The organism is Rhizobium sp. PDO1-076 (genome assembly GCF_000247475.1).
GTDB lineage: Bacteria > Pseudomonadota > Alphaproteobacteria > Rhizobiales > Rhizobiaceae > Allorhizobium.
The window spans coordinates 1-647 of sequence record NZ_AHZC01000351.1; the positions used below are offsets into that span (position 1 = coordinate 1).

The 647-nt window shown below is 60.4% G+C and carries 1 protein-coding gene; it reads right to left on the reverse strand.

Going from position 1 to position 647, the window contains the following annotated elements:
• Positions 1-29 precede the first annotated feature (29 nt).
• Positions 30-647: IS3 family transposase (locus PDO_RS17010; protein WP_007604732.1), on the reverse strand; the 618-nt coding region annotated here is incomplete at its 5' end.

Here is a 647-nt window from a genome sequence, read left to right on the forward strand (position 1 = left end):
AGTGCACCCCATTTCACCGGACAGGTCGGCTAGGTTGATTTAGCCCTGATGAACTGCCTTGGGGAAGCCATCTTGAGCGCGGAATGGGGATGGATTTCGTTGTAGTCCTCGATCCATCCATCAATGAGCCGGAGAGCCGTTTGGGCGTCCGGTAGAGCTGATATGCGGATGTAATCCCGTTTCAGGGTTTTGACGAAGGCTTCCGACATGCCGTTCGACTGTGGACTGGCCACCGGCGTGAAGCAGGGCGTCAGATTGAGCGCCTGGGCAAAGAGCCTCGTGTCCCGCGCGGTATAAGCCGAACCGTTGTCAGAGAGATGCTCGATGGCTTGCGGGGCTCGGGTTGCGCGGAAGCGGTTCTCGACTGCCTCCAGCATCATGTCGCGCACGTCCGAGCCGGAGATGCCTGCATTGGCGACCGCCGTCCAGGCGATGATCTCGCGGTCGAAGGCGTCGATGATGAAGGCGAGACGAATTACCTCGCCATTCCAGCAGGTGAACTCCAGACCGTCCGAGCACCAGCGCAGGTTCGAGCGCATGACCATGACCTTGCCGTCGTGGAGGCGGCCCTTGCGAACGGCCGTATGCTTCTCCAGCAGCATGGCGTGGCTGCCCATGATGCGATGAACCCGTTTGGCGTTGACGAC